Origin of the sequence: Bradyrhizobium jicamae, assembly GCF_001440395.1 — a bacterium.
Classification (GTDB): domain Bacteria; phylum Pseudomonadota; class Alphaproteobacteria; order Rhizobiales; family Xanthobacteraceae; genus Bradyrhizobium; species Bradyrhizobium jicamae.
In genome coordinates this window covers 43,042-63,364 of the sequence record NZ_LLXZ01000219.1, presented here as the reverse complement: position 1 = coordinate 63,364, position 20,323 = coordinate 43,042, and the positions used below count along the sequence as shown (strand labels likewise).

The following is a 20,323-nucleotide window of genomic DNA, read 5'->3' as shown; positions in this document are numbered from 1 at the left end:
GCCGCCGGCCTGCGGGCCGCGGGCCGGGCCGCGGCGGGCCGCGGTGCATCAACCGTCACGGCCGGCAGGCTTTGACTGGCCGTCTGCGCCTGTGTCGCCGAGGGAAACGCCAACGAGACGCAGCACAATGCGAGCGTGCTCACCCCGGCAAGGGCACGATAACGAAACATAGGAACGATCCTGACGCCGGTCTTCTGCCGGCCTGCGCATGTGAATCAACCGGGACGGCCAAAGGCCGCACCAATCTCGACAGGGATGGAGGGTCAGGAAACGGAGGGTGGCGCACGTGCCTGCGCGTGCGAACCGGCGCGGGAGGCGAACCGGTCGGGGGCGAATTCGATCCAGACCACGCGCTCGGGCTGGCGATCGATCGTAACGATGTCGGCGATCTCGGGCGTGTCGACCGGGGCGCCGGTCTGCAGCACGCTGCAAACCGAACAGCATCCGTCATGGGCGCGGTGATTGGTCTGGTCGGCCTGCCCGGCGCCGGGAGCGCCATTGCCGTGACAGATCACGGCACCAGCGAGCGGATCGGAGGCCGCGATGCTGGCCGCCCAGCAGGCGCCGACCGGTGCAAAAATCTGCACCAGCAGCGCAATCAGGACTATTGGCAGGAAATTCTTCAGCCGCCGGCGCATCGCAAACCCATCCGCTTCAGACCTTAATCACTCAAGGAGTCCGAAGTCGAGACGAGGTTCCCGGAACTATGTTGCGGCTTCAAGGAAAGAAGCGGGCGAAAAGCGATGCGTTTTGCAGCATTACGAGGGCGCCCTACCCCGATACCAAGCCCCGGGCGAATTGCAGCTAAACCCACAACCATCAGTAGCAGCATCCCAATCATTTCGCAGAGTGCTGGAATTTTGAACAAACGTTGCCGAAAATGATGACAAGACGAAAAAGATGGTCTACCAATTCGGGCTCAGGCTGGCCGAGAGGTTAAGCTTGGTGGTCCAAGTCTCGGGAGGAGCCCTGACGCGCACAAGCAGCGTCGCCTCGACAATCAAGATCAAATCCAAATTTTCGAGGAAATTAAGGGTCGACACAATTTTTGAGCAGGGCTCCGAGCCCTGCTCTTTTTTTTCGAGACGACGATCGCAAGCGGCTATGATGTCATCGTCAAATCCGATCGAGCGAAGTTTTGAGATCGCCGCCGAGCGCTGCTCGGATCTGACGCCGTTGGTCTATCGCCGCCTGTTCGAGGAGCATCCAGAAGCGCAGACGATGTTCCGCAGCGAGGGCAGCGAACTCGTCAAGGGTTCGATGCTGGCGCTGACGATCGACGCCATCCTGGACTTTGCCGGCGAACGCACCGGCCATTTCCGCCTGATCACATCGGAAGTCTCCTCGCACGACGCCTACGGCACGCCGCGCGAATTGTTCGTGGCGTTCTTCGGCATCATCGCGCAGACGCTGCGTGAGGTCGTCGGCGCGGACTGGTCTGACGACATCGACACGGCGTGGCGGACATTGCTCGGCGATATCGAAAGTCTCGTTGCAGCGCAGTGAAGCTGCGAGCGCCAAGATTTCCCCGATCTCATTGATACGGACGATCAAGTCATCCGGTGGCGGAACCTCGCCGAGTGTGAAAGACTGCCCCGATCCGCGGTGCGTGCAATCGACGCCGACGGCGATAACAATGACAAGCGAGGGAGCAAACGATGTCCGGAACTGACAAATCCGCAACGACCAGACGCGACCTTCTTCAGGCGGCGGGCGCGGCTGGCGCAGCGACCGCCCTGCTCGGGGGACTGGGCATAAACCCGGCGCTGGCTGCCGCCGCGCGGTCAGAGAAGCCGCTGAAGGCGGCGTTTTCCAATGCCGGCCTGCAGGCGACGTGGTGCGCCCAGGGCAAGCAGGCCGCCGAATGGTGGGGCAAGCTGTTCAATGTCGAGGTTACCTGGTTTGACGGCCAGCTCGACGCGGTCAAGCAGCGCGCCGCGATCGACAATATGGCATCGCAAAAATGGGATTTCGTCGCCATCCAGGCCTTCGGCATCGGCACGCTGACCCAGCCGGTGAACAAGATGATCGATGCCGGCATTCCCGTGATCGACATGGACACGCTGATCGCCCCGCTCGACCAGATCAAGGTGCATTCGTTCCTGGCGCCCGACAATGAATTCATGGGCGCATCCGTAACCCAGGCGCTCTGCAACGCCATCGGCGGCAAGGGCAAGATCATCATGACGCAGGGCGCGCTCGGCCACACCGGCGCGCAAGGCCGCGCGAAGGGCTTTGAGTCCGTCGTCAAGCAGTTCCCGAACATCGAGGTGCTCGACACCCAGCCGGCCGACTGGGACGTCTCGAAGGCCGCGCGCCTGTGGGAGACCTATCTGACCAAATACCCGCAGATCGACGCGGCCTTCTTCCACAATGACGACATGGCGCTTGCCGCCGCCAACATCATGAAGGCGCGCAATCGCACCAACATCCTGATCGGCGGCGTCGACGCCATGCCGCCGGCGATCCAGGCGGTGAGCGAAGGCCGTATGTTCGCGACCGTGCGTAACCCCTCCTGCCGCATCCATGGCGGCGCCATCGTCGCCGGCGTTGCCGCGGTGACCGGAGGCGAGAAGAGCGGACAGGGCATTCCGAAGCACGTCATCACGGACGGACCTGTCGTGACCAAGGCCAATGCCGCCGGCATGCAATGGATGGAGGACCACTTCCTGATCTGAGCCCCCATGCCTGCGGGACAGCCCATCCTCGAACTGCAAGAGATCACGAAGGCCTTCGGCGGCGTCGAAGCCCTTCGTGGTGTCGATTTCGCGCTTTCTCCCGGCGAGATCCACGGTCTCGTCGGCGAGAATGGCGCGGGCAAAAGCACGCTGATGAAGATCATCGCCGGCGTGCATGCGGATTTTTCCGGCCGCTTCATCCTGGACGGAAAGGAAACCCGCTTCCGGTCGGTGCGCGACGCGCATGCGGCTGGTATCGCCATGGTGCATCAGGAACTGAGCGTCGCGCCCGATCTGTCGGTGGCGGAGAACGTGTTTCTCGGCAACCAGCCGACCAACCGCTTAGGCTTCGTGCAATGGCGGCGCATGGCGCGGGAGGCCGGCGAGCAGCTGAAGCGGTTCGGCATCGACGTCGATCCGATGTCGCGGCTCGGCGATCTGCCGATCGGGCTGCAGCAACTGATCGAGATCGCCCGCGTGCTGTTCTCGGGCGCCCGCATCATCATCCTGGACGAGCCGACCTCGGCGCTGTCGCCGCCCGAAGTGGAGCGGCTGTTCGCGACGCTGAAGCGGCTGCGCGACGAAGGCACCAGCATCGTCTTCATTTCGCATTTCATCGAAGACATCCTGCGCGTCTCCGATGTCGTGACCGTGTTCCGCAACGGCAGGAAGGTTGCGGAGACGAGAGCCGCCGAGACCAGCAAGCCCGCCCTGATCGAGGCGATGATCGGCAAGGGCCGCGAGGCGCTGGAGGAGACCTACACCCACGACATCATGCTGCCGCCGCCTGCCGAGAGGCCGGTGGTGCTGAACGCAAGCAGCCTTTCGCTTGCCCGCAGCCTGCGCGATGTTTCGTTCGACGTCCGCGCCGGTGAAGTGCTGGGCATCTATGGCTTCATGGGATGCGGCCAGCTCGAACTGGCGCGAATCCTGTTCGGCAAGCTCAGGCCTGACCAAGGCACGCTGGCGGTCGCGGGCGACCAAAAGACCTTCCGCAGCACGGCCGACGCGCGGCGCGCCGGCATCGCCTTCGTGCCCGAGAGCCGGCGCGATATGCTGTTTCACCAGGAGCCGGTCTACAAGAATATCTCGATCAGCGTCCTCGACCGGATTTCATCCCTGCTGCTCAAGCCGTCGCGCGAGCGCGAGATCGCCATGCGGCAGGTCGACCAGTTGCGGATCCGTCCAGCGGCGGTCGAGCTCGATCTCGGCATGCTCTCCGGCGGCAACCAGCAGAAGGTCGCGCTGGCGAAGTGGCTGAGCTACCCGCCGCGGCTGCTGGTGCTGTGCGAGCCGACCCGCGGCATGGATGTCGGCGCCAAGGACGACGTCATCCACATCGTCAGGGATCTGCGCGCCAAGGGGCTCGCCGTCATCGTGCTCTCCACCGAGCCGGAGACGGTGCTGTCGCTCGCCGACCGCGTCATCGTGCTGAAACGCGGCGCGGTGGTGCGGGAATTTGCCAACGAACGGATCAGCAAGGACCGCCTGCTCGAAGCGGCATGAGGAGACCGACATGACGACCGGTGACAGCGCGACAGTCGCGGCAGATCGCAAACGCCCGCACCGCCTTGCCGCGATCCTGCGCTCGCAGATGCGTAACATCGCGCCGTTCCTGACGCTGATCTGCCTGTTCTCCTTCTTCGCGGTCGCCAGCCCCTCCTTTGCGACGCTCGACAATTTCGGCAACATCCTGACGCAGATTTCGGTCACCGGCATCATCGCCGTCGGCCTCACCTTCGTGATCCTGTGCGCCGAAATCGACCTCTCGATCGCCGCGATTGCCAACGTCACCGGCATTGCGGTCGCCTATTTCACGCTGCAGGAATCCTACGTCAACATCGCCAACGTGCCGATGCCCGGCTGGGCCGCGATCCTGCTGGCGCTGGCGCTGTGCGCCCTGCTCGGCCTCGTCAATGCGTTCGGGCTGACTGTCATCGGCATCCCCTCGTTCATCATGACGCTGGCGATGATGCAGATCGCGGCCGGCATCTCCGCGCTGCTCGTGCGCGGGCAGATCGCCTACAAAGTGCCCCCACTCGTCACAACACTCGGATCGACATCGATCGGCGGCATACCCTGGATCGTGATCGTGGCAGCGCTGATGCTGCTCGGCGGCCATCTCGTGCTGACCTACACCCGCTTTGGCCGCTACGTCTACATGGTCGGGGGCAACCGCGAGGCCGCCGAATACTCCGGCCTCAACGTCAAGCTCATTCTCGGCAGCGTGATGGTGATTTCGGCCGTCTGCGCCGGTATCGGCGGCATGCTCGGCGTCGCGCATTTTGGCAGCGCGCAGCAGAACGAGTTCGATACTTACTTGCTGGATTCCATCGCCGCCGTCGTGGTCGGCGGCACCAGCCTGTTCGGTGGCCGCGGCGGCATCGGCAACACCATCGTCGGCCTGTTCGTGCTCGGCGTCCTCAACAACGGGCTCGACCACGTCAACATCGACAGTTTTCTGAAAATCCTGATCCGCGGCCTGATCCTGCTGGCGGCGCTCATCATCAACGTCTATGCGCAGCGGTTGCGGGAGCGGACCGCCGAATAAACGCGCAATTGTCGATGAATCCCGGTATTATCCCTTGCGGCCTACTCACCAGCCGGATGATCGAAGATTTGGGATTGAGCGATGGCGGATGACATCCACACGCAGCCGCCGTGGCTGGTTGAAGTTGCGATCGAACCGAAATCGGGGAGCGACCGGGAGAGGCTTGGCATCGCACTGGCGAAGCTGGCGGCCGAAGATCCATCGTTCCGTGTGTCGACCGACCATGAGTCCGGCCAGACCATCCTCAAGGGTATGGGCGAACTCCATCTCGATGCCAAGATCGACATCCTCAGGCGCACCTACAAGATCGACGCCAATATCGGTGCGCTGCAGGTGGCATTCCGCGAGTGCATAACCCGACGTGTCGACGTGAAGTATACGCACAAGACGGTTATCAGCCCTAAAGGTGAGTTTGCGCACGTCGAGTTTGTCGTCGAGCCGAACGAGCCAGGCAAGGGCTTCGAGTTCATATCGAAAGCCGCCGGCGACGCCGTTCCCGCGGAATACATCCCCGGCGTCGTAAGCGGTCTCAACAGCGTGATGGGCTCAGGCGTCGTCGCCGGCTTTCCAGTGGTGGACGTCAAGGTCCAGCTCGTCGACGGCAAGCACCACGATGTTGACTCCTCGCCGGTGGCCTTCGAAATCGCATCGCGCGCTGCGTTCCGCGAAGCGCTGCTGAAGGGCAAGTCCGTTCTGCTCGAGCCGATCATGAAGGTCGAGGTGGTGACCCCGGAAGAACATGCTGACGCCGTCATCGGCGACCTGAATTTGCGGCGCGGTCAGATCCGGAGTCGCAACGCGAATGTCATCAAATCAACGGTGCCACTCATAAACATGTTCGGGTACGTGAATAGCCTACGCTCGATCAGCCAGGGACGCGCGACCTTCACGATGCAATTCGATCGCTACACACCAGTTCCCCTGCCCGAAGACGATCCGCCATTCCGGCCCGCAATAGGAATGCGTGCATGAACGGTATCCTTCTGCGCGGCTGGATTAAGGCGCGCACGCAGGGTCCGCCTAATGTCCCCCATGAAGCGCGTCGTTGAGGTAGATGCAGGTCAGGATCGCAAATACATAGGCCTGCAGGAACGCCACCAGCAATTCAAGCGCGGTCAATGCAACCGTCAATGCGAGCGGCGCTATTCCGCCGATCCACCCGATCGTGCCGAGCGAGGTGCCGAGCAAGGCGACGAAGCCGGCAAACACCTTCAGCGTAATGTGACCGGCGAGCATGTTGGCGAACAGACGCACGCTGTGCGACAGCGGCCGCGACAGGAAGGAGATGACCTCGATCGCGACGACCAGCGGCAGTATGTAGCCGGGAACGCCAGGCGGCACGAAGATCCTGAAGAACTTCAGTCCGTTTTTATAGAAACCGTAGATCAGCACCGTGAAAAACACCAGCAACGCGAACGAGGCCGTGACGATGATGTGGCTCATGACAGTGAATGTGTAGGGAATGATGCTGATCACGTTCGCGACCAGAATGAACATGAACAGACAGTACACCAGCGCGAAGAACTTCATGCCGTCCTCGCCCGCGGTGGACCGGATCATGGTGGCCACGAACACGTAGGTCAATTCGGCCGCAGACTGGAAACGGCCGGGCACCAGTTGCCGACCTTTCATGCCGCGTATAGCCAGCAAGCAAATCACCGCCACCGTGAGCAACATATAGGCTGTTGAGTTGGTGAAGGAGATCGTGTGACCACCGATGTGGCCGATCGTAAAAAAGTTCTTGATGTCGAACTGGTGGATCGGATCGAGGGTCATGTGCACGGCTCTTTGTCCAGGGGACCAGCACTTGCACTGATATTCCGGATTCTCGCGATCAGTCAGCGTTGGCCGATTCATGTTCCCTGGATTGATGTATGTCAATCGGAACCCGCTCCATCGGCGCCCTTTCCTCTAAGGCCCGCGCGGCGATGCCGCTGGGATCGACCAGCCCGATGGCGAGCATGCCCGTCACGTTTTCGCAAACGTCAGCCATCTGTGATTGAGTTGCCCCACGTGGATGAGGCTTGGTACCGGGCGATAGTTGCCATGAGCTGACTCATGCACCGCAGCAAACAACAACATTGTTCAACCATCCTGTCATCGCAGCGACACCAGTCCCTACTTATTCGCACCGAACAATGTTTCCACCGCGTTCATGACCAGTGCTTGAGGATGGGCAGCACAATATCTTTCCATGGTTTGCGCGTCTGCGAGGAGCTTTTGCGTATCGACGACTGTAGAGCCTCGCTTGCCATGATAGTAGCCGTTTAGCCAGATCGCGATATTTTGGGGATTGGTGATTCGGTAACCCGCGAATTGGTCACATGTAATCTTCGAGACCTCTAAGCTGACCTGCGCTTGAGCCGTCGGGATCGCATCGAGCGCGAGTATCAACGCTGCAACAACACCGACGAACTTTATCATGATCTTCTCCGGGAGGTTGACGCTTGAAGTGACTATAGCAGGTCTGACGTAGCCAAGCTTAGCGTCATCTCGGCTGTAATGCGGACGTGCCCAACGGCCGCAGTGTGTCGCCTATCGTTGTCTGTTACTGGGCTCAGCAAGCCACGGCCGATAGCCTGGCCGCTGGGGCGCAAAGGCGAAGCGCGGATTGATCCCGCAATATGCGAAGGTGCCGGATGCTGTTGCCCTACATTGTCCGTAGGTCCAGAAGTGGCAAAGGCCGGGATAACCCCAATCTCTTCCTTGGAGGCACCAAGGGTAGTCCTGAGCGAGAGCTGAGGTAGCTCCCACCAATAAGAGCATCGCAACTAGTGGCATCGCAGCGATTAAACGGAGCATCAGATAGATCCAGCGATGTGGCCTCTTGTCCGGCGAACCTGGCAGTCGTTGGAGAATACAATCAATACGCTCAATACGCTTCTGCAGCTGACCCGAGGCGATGGGTACTAGTCAAGGAATCCAAACAAATAAATAAGCACAACAATGACACCTACCGTTCCCAGGAGCCAAAGCAGACCAGCCAGCCTGTCGAAGCGCTTAGAGCGCTGTCTCGTCGAGTCGTTCGGTTCGGGCTCAAACAGCATAGGCACCACCTGCTGTGGCCGTGCCAAGATGCTTGCCTGTTGGGCCTTGCACTCGTTGATCTAGATCAACAGGAACAGACCCTCCCCGGCTGAAAAACGCTGCGCCGCAGGTTGTGGCGGCGCCGCCTCGTCGGATCGTTCGATCCTTAAGGACGTAGGCACCACTACCTGTCTACTGCGATGGTCCATAGCGACCGTCGAGAATGTCGATGGGCTGCTCGGTAGCCATTGGGATCGCGCCGAGGGAAATCGTCGATGAAGAACATTCTGATCCTGGTCGGCATCCTGCTTGCCTCCCTGCTCGCGCCGAAGGCCGAAGCTGCGGTGCTGCGCAGCAAACTCTCGTCGCCAAACGTCTGGGTGTTCAAGGACAGTGATGCGCTCAGCCACTTCGAAAGAATCGCCCAAGGCGGTGCTCCCGACGAGACCGCGGTCGCGCCATTGCTCGCATGCAAGACGCCGCAGGGCAGCAAAATAACGGTTTTCAGCCGTGGCGACCTGACGGCATTTGTCCGGGTTATCGAAGGCAGCGCCAAAGGGTGCGAAGGCACGGTCCCGCTAGGCTTTGTGCAAGACAAATAGCGCCGCAACAAGCGGCTTGGAGAGAAGTCGCTCAGTCAAAAACGCTGACCAATATGTATCAATGACGTAATGCCCCCTGCAGAATATTGATTTGTATCAACACGCGCGGATCTCCTTGAACGATGCTGAGGTCAGCTCGTCGGAAGCTGCTTTGCGAAGTCTGTCGCGATCGGTCATCAGCGAGACGCGCGCACAGCGATTCCGAGCTGCATGAAAAGAGGTGAATCTACCACCTTCCAGAGAAGCCGCGACTGTGCATGAGCCGGCAACCGGAATGAGAATCCTGGAGCAGTGCAAGCCAATCTGTCCAGGCAGACGCGCAGCGGTGCTCAAACCACTGAGCCGAGCGGACGAGCGTTAGAAAAACTTCGATGTAGATCGAGCGAACCATTTCCGGAACGCGCATCGATTTCGCTTCAGCAACGCGCTGGAAATGGAAGCCGGTCGTGGTTTCAACGACGTGCTGGAAATGGAGCCGATCGTGCGCGCGATATTCACAGTCCTGTTGTTGCTGGTCGGGGTGCCGTCTACGGCTATCGCTCAGTCAGCCCAGAAGCCGGCGGCTGTACCCGTGCGAGTCATCACGGCGGAACGGAAGCCGGTTGTTAGGATGCTCGATCTTGTGGGTCGGGTCGAAGCAGTTCAGCGGGTAGAAGTGAGAGCCCGGATCACCGGCTATCTCGAGGAAGTACTCTTCAAGGAAGGCGACGCCATCAAGGAGGGAGCACCGCTCTACCGGATCGAGAAGGGTCTCTTCGAGGCTGCCGTAGGGCAAGCGGAAGGGGCGCTGGAGAAAAGTCAGGCCGCAAAGCAACTGACCGAAGTTCAATTGCAGCGAGCGCAGGAATTGCTGCAGAAACAGGTGGGCACCGAGGTCGCTCGAGACCAAGCGCTTGCAGCTGATAAATCTGCAAGTGCCACATTGATCCTCGATCAGGCCAATCTGCAGACTGCTAAGATCAATCTCGGATACACCGATATCGCCTCTCCGATCAGCGGAAAGATTGGAAAAACCAATATTACAAAAGGCAATGTCGTCAGCGCGCAAAGCGGCGTCCTGACGACCATTGTCAGCCTGGATCCCACCTACGTGGAATTTCCGGTCAGTGAGCGAGAGCTCGCGGCTGCCCAGGAGGAAGCGCGTGCCATTGACCCCACTGGCATAAAGCCAACGGTGTATTTCAGCGACGGCAAGCCCTACAAGCATCCGGGCACCATCAATTTCATCAATGTAACCGTCAATCGCGGCACGGATACCGTCCTGGTGCGCGCGACCTTTCCTAACCCCGATGGTTCGTTGATTGACGGCCAGCTCGTCCGCGTCGGTCTGCAGAAGAGCACGGCGGAGGAGAAGATCGCGATTCCGCAATCTGCGCTGATCTCCGACCAGGAAGGTGTCTACGTCTTTGTGGCGGACCAGGGTAAAGCCACGGTGCGCCGGATCCGCACAGGCGGTCCAAGCGGAACTGGCGTCATCGTGGAGCAAGGCCTCACCGGCGGCGAGCAGGTGATCGTCGAGGGAATCCAGTCATTGCGGCCCGATGCGGCTGTCACCACGTCGGCGTCGGAGCCATCGCCCAAGCGGAGCTGAGGAATGCTTTCGGCCATCTTTGTCGATCGTCCGCGGCTAGCGATCGTGATCGCGATCGTCACGACGATTGCCGGTGCACTCGCCTACCTCGCCATGCCGGTGGCGCAGTATCCCGACATCGTACCCCCGCAGGTGTCGGTGACGACGTCGTATCCTGGCGCCAGCGGCGCGGTGGTGGACGCCACGGTCGCTCAGCCGATCGAGGCGCAAGTCGTCGGCGTCGACAAAGCGATCTACATGAAGAGCACGAGCGGAGATGACGGGAGCTACAGCCTGACAGTGTCATTCGAGCTCGGCACCAATCCAGACATCAACACGGTCAATGTCGACAACCGGGTTCAGACCGCGCTCGCTCAGCTGCCACCCGAAGTTCAGCAACAGGGCATCACCGTCAAGAAAAAGTCCACCGCGATTCTCGCCTTCGTGACGGTGTATTCGCCCAAGAAGACACATGATCCGCTGTTCATGTCGAACTACGTGACCATCAACCTGCTTGACCCGATCAAGAGTTCGCCGGGGGTCGGCGACGCGTACCTGTTTGCGCCACAAGACTACGCCATTCGTGCCTGGGTCAACACCGATGCCTTGACCGGGCTCAACCTGACGACCAAGGACATTATCAACGCGATCCAGTCGCAGAATACGCAGGCGGCCGTGGGGCGGATTGGCGCCCGGCCGATGTTCAATGATCAGCAGTTGCAACTCAACATCAATACCAAGGGGCGGCTGGCTTCGCCGGAGGAATTCGCCAGGATCGTGATCCGCACCAACCCGGACGGGTCCGTCCTGAGACTTGGCGATGTCGCGCGCGTCGAACTCGGCGCCGCCAATCTCGATCGCGACACCCGCTATAATGGCCAGGATGCGGCCGCGGTGGTCATCTACCAATCGCCGGGCAGCAACGCGATCGAGACAGTCAAGGCGGTGCGTGCCAAACTAGCCCAGCTCGAAAAGAGGTTTCCCGAGGACCTTGTCTGGAAGATTACGTACGACCCGACGGTCTTCGTGACCGATACGATGCATGAGGTCAAGAAGACGCTGGTCGAAGCCTTCATTCTGGTCGTACTGGTCGTATTCCTGTTCCTCGGGAGTCTGCGGGCCACGTTGATTCCAACCCTGGCAGTGCCGGTGAGCCTGATAGGAACGTTCATCGCGCTCAAGGCGGTCGGATTTTCAGCCAATACGGTCTCGCTGCTCGCGGTCGTGCTTGCGATCGGCATCGTTGTCGACGACGCCATCGTGGTGCTCGAGAACGTGGAGCGGGTGATGGAGGAGCATCCCGAGCTCTCGCGCGCCGACGCGACCAAGCAGGCCATGGCGGAGATCACGGGACCGGTCATCGCGATTACCCTGGTGCTGCTCTCGGTGTTCGTGCCGATCGCCTTCATCCCGGGCATTTCCGGCGAGCTGTTCCGCCAGTTTGCCGTGACGGTCTCGGTGTCGATGTTGCTTTCCGCGATCAACGCGCTCACTCTCTCTCCGGCGTTATGCGCCATCCTGCTCAAACCCAGTCATGGCCCGAAGCGCGGCGTCATCGGCTGGTTGTCGCGATCGATCGACCAGGTCCGCGACGGCTATGGCGCCATTGTCGCGCGCCTTGTCCGCTTCTCCGTCATCGGGATCGCGATGGTGCTCGTGGCAGGCGCAGGGACATTCGCCCTCGCCAAGGTGACGCCCACGGGATTTGTGCCCGAGGATGATCAGGGCGCCATATTCGTCATTGTCCAGTTGCCGGGCGGGTCTTCGGTTGCCCGAACCTCGGAGGTGATGCGCCAGGCCGAAGCAATCGTAAAAGCGGACCCGGCCGTGGCGGAATACAACTCCGTCATCGGGTTGAACTTCATTGACAATTATTCGGCGTCCAACGCCGGTTTCATGGTGGTGACGTTCAAGCCCTTTGAGGATCGCCTGAGCGGCGGACTCGGGGCGAGAGACGTCATCGCGAGGCTCCGGACCAAATTCCGGGACATCGAGGGCGGGGCCGTCGTCCCCATGGCGCCGCCGCCCATAGTCGGGCTCGGCACGGGAGGAGGCTTTGCCTATGTGCTCCAGGATTTGCAAGGCGGCGATTCCGGACGACTTGCACAGGTTCTGCGTGGGTTGGTCGTGGCAGCCAACGGGAATCCGCAACTCCGCGGCGTCTTCAGCACGTTCTCGGCCGACAATCCCTCAGTTTATCTCGATATCAATCGCGACAAGGTTCAAATCCTGGGCGTTCAGCTGAGTGACGTCTTCCAGGCGCTGCAGGCGTCATTGGGCGGCTATTTCGTCAACAACGTGAATCTCTTCGGTCGTACCTGGCAGGTGCAGGTGGAGGCAGATGCCGCTGACAGGTCGAAGATCGATGACATCTATCGCATCAATGTGCGCAATGCTGAGGGACAAATGATCCCGATGCGCAGCCTGGTTGAGGTACGTGCCGTCGTCGGCCCGCCCGCGATCATCCGCTACAACAACCTTCGCGCCGCGACCATCCAGGGAAACCCTGCGCCGGGAGTATCGTCGGGCCAGGCTCTCAAGGTGTTCGAGCAGGTGGCCGAGAATACGCTTCCTCCGGGATATGCCGGGGAATGGACCGACACGGCATTCCAGGAAAAGCGAGCGGAAGGATGGACGGGCATCATTCTCGCCTTCGCTGTGTTGTTTGCCTATCTCTTCCTGGTCGCACTGTATGAAAGCTGGAATATTCCGATTCCGGTGCTGCTTTCGGTTTCGATCGGCATTCTTGGGTGCTTTGGAGCGATCCTCTTGTTCGGGCTCGCGCTGGATCTCTATGCGCAGATCGGCATGGTTGTGCTGATCGGTCTGGCAGCCAAGAACGGCATTCTGATCGTTGAGTTCGCCAAGGAACAGCGCGAGCATGGGGTTCTTCTGCACGAAGCGGCAACCGAAGGGGCCCGCCTGCGCTTCCGTCCGGTGATGATGACCTCGTTTGCCTTCATCCTCGGTCTACTCCCTCTGGTCGTGGCGTCGGGCGCCTCCGAATTGGCGCGGCGCGGCGTCGGCACCCCCGTTTTCGGCGGAATGATGCTGACCGCTTTCGTCGGAATTTTTGCAATCCCGCCGCTCTACGTCGTATTCCAGGCAATTCGCGAGCGTGTGGGGTCGGGGTCGCGTCCCGTGGCTGAGCACACTGCATCGGAGAAGCAGGTTGAGCCTGCATCAGCCGCGCGCGAGCATACCGCCGCGGAATAGCGCCAGCCTTATAGCTCCGATATCTCACAATGGAGGACGGACATGATACCGACGCTCCAAAGGATGCTTGCTCCGGGCGCCATTGCGCTTTCGCTGGTAATCTCGATCGCGATGGCGCAGGTTCCTCTGACGTTACGCGGCAAAATCGAAAGTGTGTCGGGCCAGAAATTAACCGTGAAAGCCCGCGACGGAACGATGACAAACGTGAAGCTTGCGGATGACGTGCAAGTCTTCAGACTGAACCAAGCGTCCCTTGCTGATATCAAACGCGGTAGCCTGGTCGGCACCACCTCAATCGAGCAGATGGGCTTCGCCGACATGAGCCCGAAAGTGGTGGAGATCTACATCTTTCCCGACGATCCCAAACGCGAGCCAAACGATACGGTCCGTTCTGTAGCCAGCAAAAGCAACGAAATCCTGAGCTACATTGAGGGTTCGGTGGTCGACAATGTGGACCAAACCCTGACAATAAAGAACCCAGGCGGGCAGAAGAGGATGGCCATGCCGACGAACGTCAAGGTGGTCATGCTTGTTGCAACGGCCGTCGCGGACATCAAGGTCGGACAATACTTCCTGGTGCCGGACGCCAATCCGACGTCGCTGGGTACGATAGCGTCAACTATCATTGTTGGAAGTGATCGCGCCGATTTTGCTATGTAAGCAACTCGACCGGGAAGCATCGTTTTTGTGTCCGACGGAAGCCGCGCACCGCTTCGGGTCTTCGATCGGTTCGAGGTCCACGGCATGGGCGAGGCCCCGGAGTGCAGCGGACACCCCTCGCCGCCGAGAACCCGACGCTCTCGTGGAAGGCCGCTCCATACGAAGCTTCAGTTCTATCCAGCTTTGGCTTCGGCCTTGGCCGGGCTTGCGATCTTGTCCTTCATTTCCTCACAGATCTTGCGGACTTCCGCCGTCAGCAACGAGCAGCTCTCAATCTGGACGAAGACGCGTTTGGCCTCCGCGCGATAGCGCGCTGCGGTTTCCTTCAGTTCTTCGGTGACCACGAGCGCATCGCGAGTCATGGCCTCGCATTTCTTGGCCTGCTCGATGAGCTCGACGCCCAGCGCCTCGATGTCTTTCGCCGCGGCTTCATATTCCCGGACAACAGCTTCCGCCGACAATCTGCCGATCTCGGTAGCGCCGTCATTGTGCTCCACATAGTCTGGCATTCCCAGGTCCGGAGCGCGTACGGAAAGCGGCGCGAATTCGGTCGGGCCGGATTCGTGCTGCGGCAATTTGCGAAACTCCTTCTCAATCTCGCGTTCGAGATCGATCGCGTCTAGAATTGGCGGTTTTACTGTACGTACCATGGGAATGCTCCCTGAATGAAAAATGTGCTGGACCGAACTATCTCGAAAAAGCAGCTTTGACGGTTAGCTCGCCTGCGGAAGCGAGCAAACCGAAACCATTGAGTAAGCTTGCTAGTTAACCTTGATGTCCGCGCTGGCGGTTAATTCTGGAACCACAAGGGATTGCCGCCATCGCGGCCATGCGCGATTCAGCGATAACCAGGGGTCGGCGGCGGGGGGTGATAACCCGGTAGTGATGCCCCAACCGCTACCTCTGTGATACAGTACCACGAAAAGCAATCAGGGCTGCGCATGGAGAAATACGGAGCCGGGTCAATTGTCATCTCGGACTATGATCCGAATTGGCCAGCGCTGTTCGAGCAGGAGCGCGCGAGGATCACGAACGCTCTCAGTTCGTTTGCTTTGGCCATTGAGCACATGGGCAGCACGGCGATCCCGGGTCTCCCATCGAAACCCATCATCGATCTGTTAGTGGGCGTACCCAGCCTCGAAGAGGCGGGAAAACGATGCATCGCGCCGATCGAAGCGCTTGGCTACAAATACCTGCCGGAATATGCGTCGTGGCTCCCTGGCGAGATGTTTTTCCGCAAGGGGCCTCCCGGACCGTGGACTCATCATATCCATTTGATGGAGCCGTCCAATCCTCGCTGGGAAGCGTTTCTGGTGTTTCGCGACTATCTTCGCGCACATCCTGAGACAGCCATGGCCTACGCCAGTATCAAGCGCGCGCTTGCCGCCTCATCGAACGACAACATCGCGGCCTATCGAAACGGCAAGACGATTTTCATCGAAGAGACGACGGCCAAGGCCCACGCGTGGCGCGCGCATGCGACAGATCAGGCGGCCCGTACGGGCGTTCGGCGCTGTTAGCAAACGCCTCACCAGCGCCGGCTCTCATTCGGCGAAATCCGGCTGCCAATCGCGGACTTCCCGCGCTGCTTTAGTCACGGCGCCAATCGTCGGGAACGACTCCGCATCCACCATCATCGCGCGCGCCAGCCGCAGGCTGCGTGCTTCGGAGATCGCCCGCCGCTTCGGGTCTTCGATCAGTTCGAAGTCGATGTTGTGCGCCAGGCCCAGAATGCGGCGGATGATTTTTGCGGCCGAGAAGCCAACGGTGTCGCGGAACAGCCGTGCCATGTAGGCCTGCCGCTCGGCCTCCAGACGTAAGGCTCCCGCCTCGCCAGGAAACAGCGTTCGCGGATAGCCGTCACCGTGGCCTTCCGTGCGCCAGAGCTCGAGGAACTCGCTGGCGAACTCGGTCCAGACGTCCTCGACCGTTTCCAGCACCCAGGCCTCGAACAGCCGCCGTTCGCCCGCCGTGCGCTCATGACCGGCGGACGCCAGATACGCCATCAGGAGATTGGCGATGACCGCGCCGATGTCGAAGCCCATCGGTCCGTAGAACGCAAATTCAGGATCGATCACCATGGTTGCGCTTTCCGTCACCATGATCGAGCCGGTGTGGAGGTCGCCATGGATCAGGGCTTCCGGAGAGGCCATGAATTTCAGTTTTAGCCGCGAGATCGCAGCATGCAGGTCGAGGTCTTCGCGAAAAGCCGCCGCGGTCGCATCGAGCCACGGCTGCGTCCAGCGGTTCTGCTCGGCCACGCGGTAGGGATCGGTGAAGATCAGGTCTTCCGTGATCTTGCAGAGCGCGTGGTTGCCGGCGAAGGCCGCGATCCCCTCCTTCTTGTGCGCAGCGGTCACCGCCAGATCGGAAGAGAAGAACAGCGTCCGCGCCAGAAACGTCGTGATGTCCCCGGCGAAGCGCGGATAGAGCGCGCCGGCCACCAGCCCCTTGCGCATGATGATATGCGGCTCGAGCAGTTCCATGACGACGAGCGCCAGCCCCTCGTTGTGGTGCAGCACCGCGGGCACCAGCCCGGGCGCCAGCCGCGCCTGATGCGTCAGCGCCAGATATTCGTAATGCGAGCGCGACAGCGGCAGCGGCCAGCTCTCGCCGACGAGGCGCACATAAGGAAGCGCCTGCTTGACGGCGACGCCGCCCGCAGCGCCCTTGACGATGAAGACGAGGTTGAGGTTGCCGTCGCCGACTTCGCTGATCGACCATGAAGCCGGAACACCGCCGAGACGGGCGGCGACCTCAGGAAGCCCTGCGAGATAATCCCGCAGATCGGCTTCATGCAGAATTCGATATTCGTCCTGCCGCTGATCGGCCGATGATCGGCGCTGTGAACTCATCGTGGTCCCCCCGTTGCCGGCGTCGAGAGTTGCGGTTCACTCCCGTTTGATCCGGCCGTTCTTGACCGGATCATAGCCGCAAGGCGCAGCCGGCCGCCAGCGCGTTCATCGTCGGCAATTGCTCCGGCGTCTCAAATGAGCTGCGCGAGCCAGATGGTGTGGCCGCCGCAATCGGAGTCCTCGACGACATGCGAGACCACACGAAACCCGATCTGATCGAGCAATGAACGATACTCAGCGGGATCCAGGCTCGCATGATACAGCGGCTCGCCGCCGAAATTTCCGATCGCCTCGCCATGCACGGGGCCGCTGGTGAACATCAGCGCCGCGCCTGGCGCTGCGTGTTCCCGAAACACCGGAAACATCCGGCGTTGGTCGTCGTAAGAGAGATGAAAGAAACTGTCCCACGCCAGGATGCCGGAAAACCGCCGCTGCAAGGCAAGCTTTCGCATATCGGCGACGATCCACTCCTGCCTGGGAAAATGCTTTCGGCACGCGTCGATCATCGCCGGTGAGGAATCCACGCCGGTGACGGGATGACCAAGCCCGATCAGATACGCGGCCATCGGCTCGGCGGAGCCGCAGCCGAGATCGAGGATCGGACCTGCCGGCGGCAGTAGCGCCCGGAAGCGGTCGAGCCAGGGCTTTTCAATAAGTTTGGTGCGTGCGCGACTCTCGATCCAGTCCAGCGCCTTGCGCTGGTACAGGTCGATGATCGCTTCGGCTTCTTTCGACGCCATTTGCAAACCCGCGCGCCACGTTTCGCCCGCGCCTAAAATGTTTCCCGTTCCAGGAAGTTCGATCCGATATCGGCCTTTTTCTTGATCGGGTCATAGTCGCAATAGACGCTGTCGGCGACCAGCGTGTAGTGCGGGAGGATCGTGTCCTTGTTCAGTTTGACGGAGGTCAGGCCGATGACGGCGGTCCGCTTGCCGTCGGTCCATTTGAACGGGGTCGTGCTTTGCGCCCGCTCGCAGGCCGCTACCGCATCGGCAAAGACCGAGCCTTCCACGAATGCCTTGACGGTCCGAAGCTGCCCCAGGGTCTTCCAGTTCATGTAGAACGATCCGGCAAGGCCGGCAGCGAGCAAGACCACAAACAATAATAAAATGCGCTGAAAATTCATTGCTTTCCCCCAGCCGGAACCGACCCGGCGGCATAACTAGCCGATCCCGCCGGATTTGTCAGAACCGGAATTTACTCTTTGAAGTCGACTGGCGGCTATTGTCCCGATCGCCGGGATGTGACTAACGGTATCGTCCGGCCCCTCAAGATCGGATCAGGGACATCCGATGACGACTGACGATCTGGAAACGATTGCATTGCGGCCCACCGTCATTGGCGGCGCCCGCCAGGACGACGACTTTGAGGTGGTCTGGCGCGGCTTCCCGGTCGGACGGATCATGAAGCAGGCGGATGGCCCACACTGGTGGTGGGCCTGCACGGCCTATGGCCTCCCCCCGACCCCCAATGACCGGGGGCCCGCCATCAATTTCAAGGACTGCCAGGTCCGCTTCCGGCTCGCCTGGGCCAGAATCAGGCCCACGCTGACCGAGGCAACCATCCAGGCCGCAACGCGGCACGCCGACGAGCTGGTGCAGCAACAAGCGGCGAAGGAAGCAAAGCCCAAGGCGCCTGAAGCGCTTCAGGTGATGGACAACCACCGCGCGGCACCCCGGCACCGGGTCTTGAAGGCAGGATCGATCGAGTTCAATGGCGGCGTCATCGACTGCACCATCCGGAATATATCGGATACGGGTGCCGCGATTGAGGTCGCCAGTCCGCTCGGCATTCCCGATACTTTCTGGTTGCAGATCTCCGGTGATCAGACGCCTCGCCACTGCCACGTTGCCTGGCGAAGCGACAAGCGGATCGGCGTCGCTTTCGACTAGATTTAACGCTTGCCTTCATTTGCACGAGACGCTGCCCTCTCAGGGGTCGTCGAAGGCCCAGTTGTCCGACGCAAACCGGGGACCGGAGATGCTTTCATTTCCCGCTGCGAAAGATGTGCGGCAACGGGACGGTTCCTGTTGAGTGAAGCCTGCCCGGCGCCGCAATTGCTCCCGATTGGCGTCGCAGGCCATCAGGCAGTTGGTCTCCTCCATGGCAGATGGATCCATCGCGGCGGCGGGCCCGCCGCCTTTGGTCGGCCCTTCTGCATTGGGCGTCTCGTAATTCTCACAATCGATTTTGCTCTTGGCCTAGGGATGGCGCAACGTCCCGGGCGGTTCTCGCAAGTGGAACCCGAATTGCTGCTATTCTGTTAGGAATAGGCCGAGCGGCCCCAAACAGCCGAGCCAACCCTATGCCAAAGATCCGCGTTTCACTGCCGGAATTGCAGCGTCGAGCGTTGCAAGAAGTGAGACAGCAGCCCGGTTGTCATGACGTCCGGGAAATTGCGATCAATCGTGTTGCAAAGCCCGCTGAAAATAACTGGTCGCTGTGCGTGCTTGCAGCGGGCTCGGCAGATGCCAACACTGCCGCGCGCGCCGCGGTTCACGTTCAGGCTGTCTTGCGTCGGGACTATGATCTGCTGACGGATTGATATGTAGGTCCATAAAAGGAGGGCGGAGATCAAATGGACCACCGCTTCTCATTCTCGATATTCACGATTGAGATCAACGACAGGCCAACGCTTGCGTTGCAGGCTAAGAGGCACGCGGATGCGGAACGTCTTTGCGAACACGGTCAGTTACGCGCCAAGCTGAGTACAATCACGTCTCATGGCACGCCGTTGTGCGATGCCAGCGCCACGATGAAGATCAGGTTGGCTACCGCCGAAGAAGCAGCTCTTTATCGCAAAGCAACGCAATCGACCGAGCCATCAAGTGACACTAACGTTGTGTATCTTGTGGATCTCGATGGATAGCCGCAACGTCCGCTTTGCTGCGCGTTACGGACTCAACTCGGACATCGAGCTCGGTCCGAAAAGGGCCAAAAGTCATCCTCGCGGGGTCATTGTTTGCATGCCGAGGCGGTCTGTTGCGGAAAAGAAAAACGCGCTAGTGACTGGCGCGCTGGACCGGCAAGGTTAAACTCTGCCAAGCCCGTTGACCGTGAGGGGCCATAAATAAGTTCCCCCAGCGCAGGCGGACGCACGTGAGGCGGCTCAATCCTTTTCACCACCCGGTCGCGCGCCGCTGGCTGAGAACGTCAGCTGCCTA

At 60.6% G+C, this 20,323-nt stretch carries 20 protein-coding genes and 1 pseudogene; 13 read left to right on the top strand and 8 right to left on the bottom strand.

The window, feature by feature from the left end; genetic code table 11:
- Nucleotides 1-263: 263 nt before the first annotated feature.
- On the bottom strand, nt 264-638 hold the full coding sequence (locus tag CQ12_RS39035) for a DUF2946 domain-containing protein (RefSeq protein WP_057840534.1): 375 nt from the start codon (nt 636-638) through the stop codon (nt 264-266).
- A gap of 466 nt (nt 639-1,104) precedes the next feature.
- Between CQ12_RS39035 and CQ12_RS39030 the strand changes: the two genes are divergently transcribed.
- The 5 genes and pseudogenes from CQ12_RS39030 to CQ12_RS39010 all read left to right on the top strand — a co-directional run.
- A complete protein-coding gene (locus tag CQ12_RS39030; protein ID WP_057840533.1) occupies nt 1,105-1,506 on the top strand; it encodes a globin in 402 nt (133 codons plus the stop codon).
- Between the two features lie 152 nt (nt 1,507-1,658).
- The gene (locus CQ12_RS39025) at nt 1,659-2,678 is read left to right on the top strand and encodes a sugar ABC transporter substrate-binding protein (protein ID WP_057840532.1); all 1,020 of its coding nucleotides are present in this window, start codon (nt 1,659-1,661) and stop codon (nt 2,676-2,678) included.
- A gap of 6 nt (nt 2,679-2,684) precedes the next feature.
- Entirely contained in the window at nt 2,685-4,184 is a 1,500-nt protein-coding gene (locus CQ12_RS39020; protein ID WP_057840531.1) for a sugar ABC transporter ATP-binding protein, read from the top strand.
- A gap of 10 nt (nt 4,185-4,194) precedes the next feature.
- On the top strand, nt 4,195-5,229 hold the full coding sequence (locus CQ12_RS39015; protein ID WP_057840530.1) for an ABC transporter permease: 1,035 nt from the start codon (nt 4,195-4,197) through the stop codon (nt 5,227-5,229).
- Nucleotides 5,230-5,334: 105 nt separating this feature from the next.
- Nucleotides 5,335-6,201: pseudogene (locus tag CQ12_RS39010) on the top strand (translation factor GTPase family protein); the annotation flags it as partial.
- A 48-nt stretch (nt 6,202-6,249) separates the two neighbouring features.
- Here the strand turns inward: CQ12_RS39010 and CQ12_RS39005 are convergent.
- The 3 genes from CQ12_RS39005 to CQ12_RS43105 form a co-directional block, all read right to left on the bottom strand.
- On the bottom strand, nt 6,250-7,005 hold the full coding sequence (locus tag CQ12_RS39005) for a F0F1 ATP synthase subunit A (protein ID WP_057840529.1): 756 nt from the start codon (nt 7,003-7,005) through the stop codon (nt 6,250-6,252).
- Nucleotides 7,006-7,347: 342 nt separating this feature from the next.
- A complete protein-coding gene (locus tag CQ12_RS39000) occupies nt 7,348-7,653 on the bottom strand; it encodes an HdeA/HdeB family chaperone (RefSeq protein WP_057840528.1) in 306 nt (101 codons plus the stop codon).
- Nucleotides 7,654-7,764: 111 nt separating this feature from the next.
- A complete protein-coding gene (locus tag CQ12_RS43105) occupies nt 7,765-8,010 on the bottom strand; it encodes a DUF3551 domain-containing protein (protein WP_347337460.1) in 246 nt (81 codons plus the stop codon).
- A 521-nt stretch (nt 8,011-8,531) separates the two neighbouring features.
- On the opposite strand from CQ12_RS43105, the gene CQ12_RS38995 reads away from it, so the two are divergent.
- The 4 genes from CQ12_RS38995 to CQ12_RS38980 all read left to right on the top strand — a co-directional run bounded on the left by CQ12_RS38995 (nt 8,532) and on the right by CQ12_RS38980 (nt 14,304).
- Nucleotides 8,532-8,858, top strand: a complete 327-nt coding sequence (locus tag CQ12_RS38995) for a hypothetical protein (protein ID WP_057840527.1) — start codon at nt 8,532-8,534, stop codon at nt 8,856-8,858.
- A 469-nt stretch (nt 8,859-9,327) separates the two neighbouring features.
- Nucleotides 9,328-10,449 (top strand): efflux RND transporter periplasmic adaptor subunit, encoded by a 1,122-nt coding sequence (locus CQ12_RS38990; RefSeq protein WP_057840543.1) that lies wholly within the window; start codon nt 9,328-9,330, stop codon nt 10,447-10,449.
- 3 nt (nt 10,450-10,452) lie between these two features.
- A complete protein-coding gene (locus CQ12_RS38985; protein WP_057840526.1) occupies nt 10,453-13,644 on the top strand; it encodes an efflux RND transporter permease subunit in 3,192 nt (1,063 codons plus the stop codon).
- Nucleotides 13,645-13,686: 42 nt separating this feature from the next.
- Nucleotides 13,687-14,304, top strand: coding sequence for a hypothetical protein (locus CQ12_RS38980; RefSeq protein ID WP_057840525.1), 618 nt, complete (start codon nt 13,687-13,689; stop codon nt 14,302-14,304).
- 173 nt (nt 14,305-14,477) lie between these two features.
- On the opposite strand, the gene CQ12_RS38975 is transcribed toward CQ12_RS38980, so the two are convergent.
- On the bottom strand, nt 14,478-14,954 hold the full coding sequence (locus CQ12_RS38975) for a hypothetical protein (protein WP_057840524.1): 477 nt from the start codon (nt 14,952-14,954) through the stop codon (nt 14,478-14,480).
- A 291-nt stretch (nt 14,955-15,245) separates the two neighbouring features.
- Here CQ12_RS38975 and CQ12_RS38970 point away from each other — a divergent pair, with 291 nt between their 5' ends.
- Nucleotides 15,246-15,824 carry a GrpB family protein gene (locus CQ12_RS38970; RefSeq protein WP_057840523.1) on the top strand — a complete coding sequence of 193 codons (579 nt, stop codon included), beginning with the start codon at nt 15,246-15,248 and terminating at the stop codon, nt 15,822-15,824.
- Nucleotides 15,825-15,848: 24 nt separating this feature from the next.
- Here CQ12_RS38970 and mtnK read toward each other — a convergent pair whose 3' ends face one another.
- The 3 genes from mtnK to CQ12_RS38955 all read right to left on the bottom strand — a co-directional run bounded on the left by mtnK (nt 15,849) and on the right by CQ12_RS38955 (nt 18,285).
- Nucleotides 15,849-17,159, bottom strand: a complete 1,311-nt coding sequence (gene mtnK, locus CQ12_RS38965) for an S-methyl-5-thioribose kinase (protein WP_057840522.1) — start codon at nt 17,157-17,159, stop codon at nt 15,849-15,851.
- A gap of 131 nt (nt 17,160-17,290) precedes the next feature.
- On the bottom strand, nt 17,291-17,899 hold the full coding sequence (locus CQ12_RS38960) for a class I SAM-dependent methyltransferase (RefSeq protein WP_057840521.1): 609 nt from the start codon (nt 17,897-17,899) through the stop codon (nt 17,291-17,293).
- 32 nt (nt 17,900-17,931) lie between these two features.
- Entirely contained in the window at nt 17,932-18,285 is a 354-nt protein-coding gene (locus CQ12_RS38955; protein WP_057840520.1) for a hypothetical protein, read from the bottom strand.
- Between the two features lie 526 nt (nt 18,286-18,811).
- On the opposite strand from CQ12_RS38955, the gene CQ12_RS38950 reads away from it, so the two are divergent.
- The 3 genes from CQ12_RS38950 to CQ12_RS38940 all read left to right on the top strand — a co-directional run bounded on the left by CQ12_RS38950 (nt 18,812) and on the right by CQ12_RS38940 (nt 20,028).
- Complete coding sequence (locus CQ12_RS38950; protein WP_057840542.1) at nt 18,812-19,051, top strand: PilZ domain-containing protein; 240 nt, start codon at nt 18,812-18,814, stop codon at nt 19,049-19,051.
- 413 nt (nt 19,052-19,464) lie between these two features.
- Nucleotides 19,465-19,704, top strand: a complete 240-nt coding sequence (locus tag CQ12_RS44685) for a hypothetical protein (RefSeq protein WP_157088753.1) — start codon at nt 19,465-19,467, stop codon at nt 19,702-19,704.
- 33 nt (nt 19,705-19,737) lie between these two features.
- Nucleotides 19,738-20,028: a hypothetical protein gene (locus CQ12_RS38940; RefSeq protein WP_057840518.1), complete on the top strand. Its 291-nt coding sequence runs from the start codon at nt 19,738-19,740 to the stop codon at nt 20,026-20,028.
- The last annotated feature ends 295 nt before the right edge of the window (nt 20,029-20,323 follow it).

Excerpts from the sequence above, each read along its gene's own strand:
- CQ12_RS39000 (WP_057840528.1), bottom strand. The coding sequence starts at position 7,653 with ATGATAAAGTTCGTCGGTGTTGTTGCAGCGTTGATACTCGCGCTCGAT.
- CQ12_RS39015 (WP_057840530.1), top strand. The coding sequence starts at position 4,195 with ATGACGACCGGTGACAGCGCGACAGTCGCGGCAGATCGCAAACGCCCG.
- CQ12_RS38975 (WP_057840524.1), bottom strand. The coding sequence starts at position 14,954 with ATGGTACGTACAGTAAAACCGCCAATTCTAGACGCGATCGATCTCGAA.
- CQ12_RS38980 (WP_057840525.1), top strand. The coding sequence starts at position 13,687 with ATGATACCGACGCTCCAAAGGATGCTTGCTCCGGGCGCCATTGCGCTT.
- CQ12_RS39020 (WP_057840531.1), top strand. The coding sequence starts at position 2,685 with ATGCCTGCGGGACAGCCCATCCTCGAACTGCAAGAGATCACGAAGGCC.
- CQ12_RS38995 (WP_057840527.1), top strand. The coding sequence starts at position 8,532 with ATGAAGAACATTCTGATCCTGGTCGGCATCCTGCTTGCCTCCCTGCTC.
- CQ12_RS38950 (WP_057840542.1), top strand. The coding sequence starts at position 18,812 with ATGGACAACCACCGCGCGGCACCCCGGCACCGGGTCTTGAAGGCAGGA.
- CQ12_RS38940 (WP_057840518.1), top strand. The coding sequence starts at position 19,738 with ATGGACCACCGCTTCTCATTCTCGATATTCACGATTGAGATCAACGAC.
- CQ12_RS39030 (WP_057840533.1), top strand. The coding sequence starts at position 1,105 with ATGATGTCATCGTCAAATCCGATCGAGCGAAGTTTTGAGATCGCCGCC.
- CQ12_RS39025 (WP_057840532.1), top strand. The coding sequence starts at position 1,659 with ATGTCCGGAACTGACAAATCCGCAACGACCAGACGCGACCTTCTTCAG.
- CQ12_RS43105 (WP_347337460.1), bottom strand. The coding sequence starts at position 8,010 with ATGCCACTAGTTGCGATGCTCTTATTGGTGGGAGCTACCTCAGCTCTC.
- CQ12_RS38990 (WP_057840543.1), top strand. The coding sequence starts at position 9,328 with ATGGAGCCGATCGTGCGCGCGATATTCACAGTCCTGTTGTTGCTGGTC.
- CQ12_RS38970 (WP_057840523.1), top strand. The coding sequence starts at position 15,246 with ATGGAGAAATACGGAGCCGGGTCAATTGTCATCTCGGACTATGATCCG.
- CQ12_RS38985 (WP_057840526.1), top strand. The coding sequence starts at position 10,453 with ATGCTTTCGGCCATCTTTGTCGATCGTCCGCGGCTAGCGATCGTGATC.
- CQ12_RS39005 (WP_057840529.1), bottom strand. The coding sequence starts at position 7,005 with ATGACCCTCGATCCGATCCACCAGTTCGACATCAAGAACTTTTTTACG.
- CQ12_RS38960 (WP_057840521.1), bottom strand. The coding sequence starts at position 17,899 with ATGGCGTCGAAAGAAGCCGAAGCGATCATCGACCTGTACCAGCGCAAG.
- CQ12_RS38955 (WP_057840520.1), bottom strand. The coding sequence starts at position 18,285 with ATGAATTTTCAGCGCATTTTATTATTGTTTGTGGTCTTGCTCGCTGCC.
- CQ12_RS39035 (WP_057840534.1), bottom strand. The coding sequence starts at position 638 with ATGCGCCGGCGGCTGAAGAATTTCCTGCCAATAGTCCTGATTGCGCTG.
- mtnK (WP_057840522.1), bottom strand. The coding sequence starts at position 17,159 with ATGAGTTCACAGCGCCGATCATCGGCCGATCAGCGGCAGGACGAATAT.
- CQ12_RS44685 (WP_157088753.1), top strand. The coding sequence starts at position 19,465 with ATGCCAAAGATCCGCGTTTCACTGCCGGAATTGCAGCGTCGAGCGTTG.